Annotated in this window: 7 protein-coding genes; 3 read left to right on the forward strand and 4 right to left on the reverse strand. The window is 41.2% G+C overall.

Annotated features, from left to right (window positions below):
- Positions 1-69: 69 nt before the first annotated feature.
- Both F7734_RS59520 and smpB read right to left on the reverse strand, forming a co-directional pair.
- Positions 70-783, reverse strand: coding sequence for a rhomboid family intramembrane serine protease (locus F7734_RS59520; protein WP_166482830.1), 714 nt, complete (start codon positions 781-783; stop codon positions 70-72).
- A 196-nt stretch (positions 784-979) separates the two neighbouring features.
- Positions 980-1,435, reverse strand: a complete 456-nt coding sequence (gene smpB / locus F7734_RS59525) for an SsrA-binding protein SmpB (RefSeq protein ID WP_155753558.1) — start codon at positions 1,433-1,435, stop codon at positions 980-982.
- 353 nt (positions 1,436-1,788) lie between these two features.
- On the opposite strand from smpB, the gene F7734_RS59530 reads away from it, so the two are divergent.
- Positions 1,789-2,085 carry a WGxxGxxG family protein gene (locus F7734_RS59530; RefSeq protein ID WP_155753559.1) on the forward strand — a complete coding sequence of 99 codons (297 nt, stop codon included), beginning with the start codon at positions 1,789-1,791 and terminating at the stop codon, positions 2,083-2,085.
- Positions 2,086-2,203: 118 nt separating this feature from the next.
- Here F7734_RS59530 and F7734_RS59535 read toward each other — a convergent pair whose 3' ends face one another.
- Positions 2,204-3,595: an IctB family putative bicarbonate transporter gene (locus F7734_RS59535; protein WP_155753560.1), complete on the reverse strand. Its 1,392-nt coding sequence runs from the start codon at positions 3,593-3,595 to the stop codon at positions 2,204-2,206.
- 310 nt (positions 3,596-3,905) lie between these two features.
- A complete protein-coding gene (locus F7734_RS59540; protein ID WP_155753561.1) occupies positions 3,906-5,477 on the reverse strand; it encodes a GAF domain-containing sensor histidine kinase in 1,572 nt (523 codons plus the stop codon).
- 694 nt (positions 5,478-6,171) lie between these two features.
- Between F7734_RS59540 and F7734_RS59545 the strand changes: the two genes are divergently transcribed.
- Positions 6,172-7,308, forward strand: coding sequence for a DegT/DnrJ/EryC1/StrS family aminotransferase (locus tag F7734_RS59545; protein WP_155753562.1), 1,137 nt, complete (start codon positions 6,172-6,174; stop codon positions 7,306-7,308).
- Positions 7,309-7,367: 59 nt separating this feature from the next.
- Entirely contained in the window at positions 7,368-8,264 is an 897-nt protein-coding gene (gene crtB / locus F7734_RS59550) for a cyanoexosortase B (RefSeq protein WP_155753563.1), read from the forward strand.

Consider the following 8,264-nt stretch of genomic DNA (forward strand, 5'->3'; position numbering starts at 1 on the left):
TGTCTACCTTGTCTCCCTTGTCTACCTTGTCTCCCTTGTCTATCCCTCATCCCTACCCCTAACCCCTAATTACCTGTACCAAAACTCTTCTTTAGGTTTGTCATTAAACAATCCCAACAACGGACCGAGGACTGCACCGAAGATAAAACCTCCAGTGTGCGCCCAGAAAGCAATACCACCATTGTCAACGTTGGTAGGTGCTTCTAAACTCGCTGCTCCGGAGATGGCTTGTTGAAGAAACCAAAACCCTAAAAAGAAGAATGCTGGGACGCGAAATGTTGGAAAGAAAAATCCCAGGGGTATGATACCGAGAATTTCTGCTTGGGGAAACCGAAGAATGTAAGCACCCATTACGCCTGCGATCGCACCACTTGCTCCCAAAGAAGGAATTGAGGAATTTTGTGCAAAATACCACTGACTCAAAGACGCTAAAACACCGCAGGTCAAATAGAACAATAAATATTTAACGTGACCCAATTTATCTTCAACGTTGTTACCAAAAATCCATAAAAACAACATATTACCACCCAGGTGCAATATACCTGCGTGTAGGAACTGGGAAGTAATCAAAGTTGACCACTCTGGTACTGGTTGATTCACCGGAATCCCCGCAAAACTAGCTGTGAGTTCTCGCGGTACAACTGCGGCTAGGCGTAAAAATCCGTCTAATTCTGCTGGTGGGAGACTCGCTTCAAAAAGAAAAGCAATGATGTTGGCAGCAATCAGCCCGTAAGTAACGTAGGGCGTGATTGTTGTGGGATTATCGTCTCTGATTGGAACCACAGGAGTTTTTCCCCATTTTTGACAAGAAGCTTAGCTACGAGAATATCTATTTTTTTGAAACTTTCTTCAACCTATGAAACTAACTAGGGGTAGGGGGTAAGGAGGTAAGGGGTAGACAAGGAGAAAATCTACCTTGTCCTCCTTGTCCTCCTTGCCCCTTGTCCCCAATCCCTAATCCCTAATCCCCTAATAACTTTCATGCCCGTTGCATCTCGCGCTGATCTTGACGTTTCTTAATATCTTCACGTTTATCATGAATTTTTTTACCTTTTGCCAGACCAATACTGATTTTTACCCAGCCGCGCTTGAGGTACATCTTGAGCGGTATCAATGTTAAACCTTGCTGTTCGACTTTGCCAATCAACTTGCGAAGTTCGTCACGACGCAACAGCAGCTTGCGCGTGCGTCGGGGTTCGTGGTTGAAATACTGACTGCTAGCCGTGTAAGGAGAAATATGGACGTTAATCAGCCATGCTTCTCCATCGCGAAGCAAAGCATACCCATCTTGAAGATTGACCTTACCCGCACGAATTGATTTTACCTCGGTTCCTGCAAGCTGGATACCAGCTTCATATGTTTCCAGAATTTCGTATAAATACCGAGCTTGACGATTGTCAGTAATGACTTTGTAACCTTCGCTTTTTTCACTCATTGAGGATAATATTTACGTACTGTGTTGAAAAAGTTAATATGAATGAATATAAAAAGAAGAAAACTTTACATAAATTTTTGTTACCCACTCCTCTGAATGTTACCTTTATCTTTCTAATTTAGCTTTTTTACACAGTTTTTGCTGGTTTGTATTGTTAATTAATTTTTTCCTAAAAGAATGTTTGTAAATTATTGAGTACCTCCTTTATCCTTCACAGTTTATCTGTTGGAAAAAATATCGTATATCTTCAGGTGAGTTCAGATAGAGTTTATTTTACTGCCGTAGAATGATTTTGTTTGGGGAGGGACTGGCTAAATTTGTGATTGAACGCGAAAGGAATTTGGAATTTAACTATGAAAAGCAAATTGACTACAGCAATTGGCGCTAGCGTTATCGGTTTAAGCCTAGCTATTATGCCTCTAAATTTACCTGCTTCTGCTCAAAACAATAATACCGATACTGGCACTGGCACCACCACTGGCAACACCACAACTGATACAACAACTTACCGTGGTGATAATGATTTTGATTGGGGTTGGTTGGGTTTACTTGGACTGTTAGGTTTAGGTGGTTTAGCTGGCAGACGCCGTGAAGAACCAACTCGTTATCGCGACCCCAACGCAGTTGGTAGCTCTACCTACAGAGAATAATTTCAGTTTCGGCTAAGCCGCCATCCAATAAAGAAGAGAACTTAGGACTTTTTTAATTGAATTACGAGCAGCTCGAGAGCAAGCCTTAGAACGCAGTAGTCTAAGGCTTATTTAGTATTTATCGGTCATTGATTCGCGGTTGCGGTTTGTAGTAACTAGCAATCAAAGCGACCATTAGCCACCAAACTGTGTTAACTTCAGGACGAAACCAGACGGTATCAACCGTATTGTGCCCTAGTGTTCCTGTTATGGCTGCGATCGCACCAATAATCCAGAAGCCATCTAAACTGGTTGACTCTCGCAAACGGCGCAGTTGTAGAAGACCTGTATTAAAAATGACAATAAGCAGCCATAAGAAACTAGCTAAACCAATCAACCCAGTTTCCACAGCTATCTCTAAGAAAATAGAATAGGCACTCAATGCAGTGTAGCGGGGAAGTTGGTAAAGAGGATATATTTTGTTAAAAGCGTTGTGACCGGGTCCAATACCAGTCAGAGGGTAATCCTCAATCATCTTAAAAACAGCAGTCCAAACATTCTTACGAAAGTTATTACTACTATCATTTCTATCTGCAAAAATACTGAAAAAGCGTTCTCGTACTGGTTCAACAAACAAAATTGCCAGCAGTAATACTCCTGTTAAACCACCCAATATTAACCATAAAGACCATTTGCGCCAGAAAGGTGGCATATGTACGCTGAACCAAAAGTAAAGCAATCCCAGTAAAGTCAGAACAGAGACAACCAATCCAATCCAGCCACCACGGCTAAAAGTCAGAATTAAACAAGCACCATTAACAATCAGCATTGTTGATGCCAATGCTTTCGTAAACCAACTTCGCCATGCAAAAATTGCAACTGCGCTTAAAGCAACAGCAGGCAAGAGATACCCAGCTAATAAATTGGGATTGCCAAGATAACTGTAAACCCTTGTTGTTTTTGACAAAGGAGACATTGGGTCAACCCAGGTAGCCAGCGCTGGTGCTCCAAAAAACCATTGTCTCAATCCATACACGCTTACAATAAGGCTTATGTGCAAATACAGAGCAATCAACCAAGAACGAAAGCGAGGAAACTTAAGAACTCGCGCACAAAGAGCGAACAGTAGCAAGTAAAGCGTAAAATTTCTTAAATCGGTTAACGCCGCTTTCTTAACAGGTGATAATGCTGTAGCTACGACAGCAACCCCCCAATAAAGCAATACAAGCAGGTGAATGGGAGTCACGCTAGGAGTATTTGGTGCGGTAGTTTCGTCAGATATGGTTAACAGGAGCCAAAATCCTCCACAAGCAACCAATATTAACCCCAGTAGGTCATTCGCTACAAAAGGAGCAAGCCCATATATCAAGGTGAGCAAGGCTGTTGCTATTGTTTCCCCCCACTGCAAGAGAATACTACTTTGTCGCCAAGAGTGCAGTAACCCTACAACAGAACGGTGCAGGTAACTCGTGGCAAGGTATTCTTTCAACGGTAAGTAAGATAAAGTGAATTGTTGCCAAATTAAATTCATATACAACACTGTGAATAGATAGCACGCCCGCGCACAACTTTGAGGATCGTGATAGTCCCTGATTCTAAAAGTTCATAACGCAGATTGCAAATTGTCAGTCCCATATTCAGTGACTGGTTGTTGTGGGTTCTAGGTTTTTTGTACTAACCACTAACGATGACAGGCGAGACGCCTGTCCTACACTACCAAGCACTAACCCCTAACTACTAACCACTAACTATATATATGTCAGCCAAGTATCCAATAATCTGGACAATTTGCAATGTTAATCTAGCACAGTCACGTTGTACCGATTATTTACCCTCCCAAATTAAAATTCCTTTGAAGATTCTACTGTGCTTGAACTCATCAACGGTAAACTTAGCACGTAACGGTACCCCGATTCTGATGAACCTTGAACCGAAATTTGTCCGCCATGTAGATGTGCTAAACGACAGCTAAGTTCTAAACCCAAGCTTTCACGAGAAACATTTCCAGATGATTTAGTATTTAAGTCAGTGACGATCGTAAGGACATTTGAAACAGGAGGATTTAACTCTGTTGGTTCTTCCGTCATGAAAGACAAATCGGTGACATCCTCAGATAAGTCTGAATAACCATTGCTATTACTATAAGCTGAAGGACTCGCTGTAAACTCCAGCATTGGCGCTAAACTCTTAAGACGGAAGTAAGGCTCTACGTCTGTTATACCGTCACCCAACCAAGGATGTGAGACCCAAACTGTAATGTTAACTAGATTGTCTTTGTAGGAAACGTGAATGCGAACAACACTTCCTGTAGCAGAAACTTGAATTACATTAAAAACCAGATGATATAAAATTTGTCGTACTTTATCTTTATCTAGAGGTAAGATACGACTGCGCCCTGGTTCTATGGATAAACGAATATCTTGCTCGCGTCTATTAGCTGCTTCTTCTAAGGTATTGATAGCTTGTTGACAGAGCATTTCAATATCTACAGGAGCTAAATTGAGTGTTAATGGGTTTTCATCTATTGTTCCAAGTTCAGAAATTTCATTCACTAGGGACAGTAAATATCGACCGCTATGTTGAATAATCTCTAAATACTCTCTCTGTTTGGTGGTCAAAGGACCGTAAATCTCGCGTCCTAGAACACCTGCCATACCGAGTACAGATGTTAAGGGAGTACGCAACTCTTGAGTTAATTGCGCTAACAGTGATAATTTTAGCTGATTGGTAGGAACTGGAATTGATTCTTTTTGAAAAACACTTGGATTGAGTCGAATTTCACTAGTATTAGTATCCTTGAATGACCAACCAGAAACATTCATGGGAATACTGCTATTTGAGCCAGCTTGTAGCAGTCGGTTGCGTTCAAATTCACTCATGCTCCAGCGAGCTATGATTTGTAAAAATTCAACATCTCTGTTTGTAAATTTACGCGGAACTAAATCCATGACTGCCAACGCACCCAGGCAATAACCCGAAGCATCAAACAAAGGTGCCCCTAAATATGCACGAATACCGTAATCTTGCAACAACTTACTGTAAGTAGAACGTTCTGCACCAGTTAGAAGATGTGTATCATCAATCACAACAATTTGTGAGCTTTCTACGACCTTAGCGCAAAAAGATTCCCGACGTGCAAGTTGACGGCTTTGCGCCAGTTGGTTCATCAGCCCAAGTCTGGATAAGCCTACAGCTGACTTAAACCAGTGGCGCTCATGATCCACAAATCCCAAAACACAAATTTGTGCTTCCAGAAAGTGAGCAGCTGTTTGAGTCGCTTCTTCAAAAACTGGAATTGTCTCTGGTTGACGCAAACCTAAATCAGTCAATGCTTTAAGACGTTGTTGTTCTCTCGTCTCTTGAGATGCCCAACCATCTTTAAGAGTAAATAGTTTGTTTTCAGGCTCCACCATTGCCACCGTTACCTTGATAATAGCTAGGGTACTGTAATTTACATAACCACTAGGTCTGGTTATTTGCTATTTCTAAGATTCCCCAATTTTCTGCCAGACAAACATATTAGAGAGTAATTTTTTTTCAGTACAGGTTTTTAGCTATACAACGGCTGCCTGACTTGATGTTCTGTTAATAATACACAAGTTATTTCAGTATACGGATAGGTTTTTGGGTAATGGGCATGGGGCAATGGGCAATTGCGTATTGACTAGCTGTTCGTGATGCCCTATGCCCTGTTCCCAATTCCCAATTTTTCAATCGATCTCGTTAGTTTCAGATTTGACTTGGGTATGATAAGGTTGTGCCAAAAAAGCGATGGTGACCATTACCAGTGACCAGTGACCGGCGATGGGTGACCGAAATCTTTTAAGATACTAAGCAGGGATTTTATTAATAAAGAAGATCTATCAAAAATTCATCAAAAAAATACATTTCCTTCACAAAGCTGATTGTTTTAAACTTTAGGATTCAGTCAAGAATATAACAGATGCCTAAGAGAGTGTTCTTTAAGCGAAATCACATAATAGATCTAACGAACAGAATTCGTGGCTCTACAAGCACAACCAGCCAAGGCGGTTGAGTTGATTGGTCCGCCTATGTGTACTTAAAAACAATATTTCAATGTTTTAATTTGTGAGCCTGAACCTAACAATGAATAACGTAACTGTTAAGATTCCATTTGTAGACCTCAGTATACAACACCAAGCAATTCAACCTCAACTAGAACAAGCAATCCAATCTGTAATCGCACGAGGGGATTTTGTATTGGGACAAGCCTTGAAAGATTTTGAGGCAGCATTTGCCGCAGCATCGGGAACAGAATATGGTGTAGGTGTTGCTTCGGGAACTGATGCGATCGCTCTTGGTTTGCAAGCCTGTAACATTGGTCTTGGAGATGAAGTGATTTTACCAGCCAACACCTTTGTAGCCACGTTAATTGGGGTATTACGTGCAGGAGCAAAACCGGTTTTTGCAGATTGCGATCCACAAACAGCGTTAATTGATTTAGAGTCAGCAGAGCGAGTCGTCACACCTAACACCAAAGCTATTATTCCCGTACATCTCTACGGTCAAATGGTATCGCCACAGCAGTTATTAGACTTTGCTGATACACACAAACTGCTTATCTTTGAAGATGCAGCGCAAGCACATTTAGCAACAAGAGAAGGATATCGAGCAGGTTCAGTGGGGATAGCAGCAGCTTTTAGTTTCTATCCAAGCAAAAATTTAGGAGCATTTGGAGATGGAGGAATACTCTTGACAAAAGATCCAGATGTAGCTCAGAAAATGGTTCGCTTGCGGAATTATGGTGCAGCGCAAAAATATGTTCACGTTGAGCCAGGTACAAATAGCCGCTTAGACACGATGCAAGCGGCTGTACTGCTTCAAAAGCTACCGCATTTACCAGAATGGAACCGTCAGCGTTGGAATGCAGCACAGCAGTACGACGCCGAACTAGCAAACGCCGCATCAAGTGACATTATTCCCATACAAAATGAAAGCGGGGAAGGACATATTTATCATCTTTACGTTATCAAAGTTGATAGTTCTTGTCCCATGAAACGGCAACAAATTCAAGACAAATTAGCTGCTGCAGGGATTCAGACAGGAATTCATTATCCAATACCCTGTCATCTTCAACCAGCCTTTACCTATCTAGGTTATGAAGTAGGAGATTTCCCTAAAGCCGAAATGCTGTCAGAGCAAATATTATCCTTACCCATGTATCCTGGTTTAAGTAGCACTCAAGTTAAAGAAGTTGTGTCAGAAATTATGAATTATGAATAATGAATTATGAAATGGTATTTTTCATAATTCATCATTCATAATTCATCATTCATAAAGTTATGCAAATTCAACGTCAGCTAAAAAACACAAATTCCTCACAATTGATAATCCTAGCGATACTGGTTATCCTCGTATTGCTTTACGCCCCTGTGTTGATGCACTGGTGGGAAGGTTGGATCAAAAAAAATATTAGTACAGAACACGAATATTTTAGCCATGGTATCATCGGTATTCCATTTGCTGCTTACTTATGTTGGAAAAACCGTTCGAGATGGCAAAGACTACCCAATGTTTCCCATCCTATAGGAGCTTTTTTACTAGTAGTGGGAGCAATTTTTTATCTGAGCGGTGTTAGCGAATGGGTTAACATATCATTCCCCACAATCTTAGCAGGAATATGCTTGTGGTTAAAAGGAGTTCCCGGCTTTAAACTACAGGGCTTTTCATTGTTGCTAGTATTTTTAGCGACACCAACAGCACTACCGTATCTTGTTGCTCCTTATACCTTACCTCTCCAAAGTTTTATCGCTGGTACTGCGGGTTTTATATTGAGTCAGTTTGGCTTACCAGTGACTGTTGATGGCATCAATATATACACAGGAGGAAGAATTGTAGAGGTTGCACCCTACTGTGCGGGATTAAAAATGTTGTTCACGACTCTTTATGTGGGCTTAATGCTGCTTTACTGGACTGGTGCTTTATCTTCCCGCCGTACAACAATTTGGTTTTTGTCTACAGCCGTTGTTATTAGTGTGAGCGCTAATATTATTCGCAACACATTACTAACGTTCTTTCACGGTACTGGACAAGAAGGTGCTTTCCATTGGTTACATGACAGTTGGGGTGGAGACCTTTACTCTGCTTTAATGTTACTAGTATTAGTACCTACATTAAATTGGCTCGACCAATATTTTCATGAAGTTCCAACAGAGGAGAGAGTGGGGACTGGGGAATAG

This window comes from Scytonema sp. UIC 10036 (assembly GCF_009725235.1).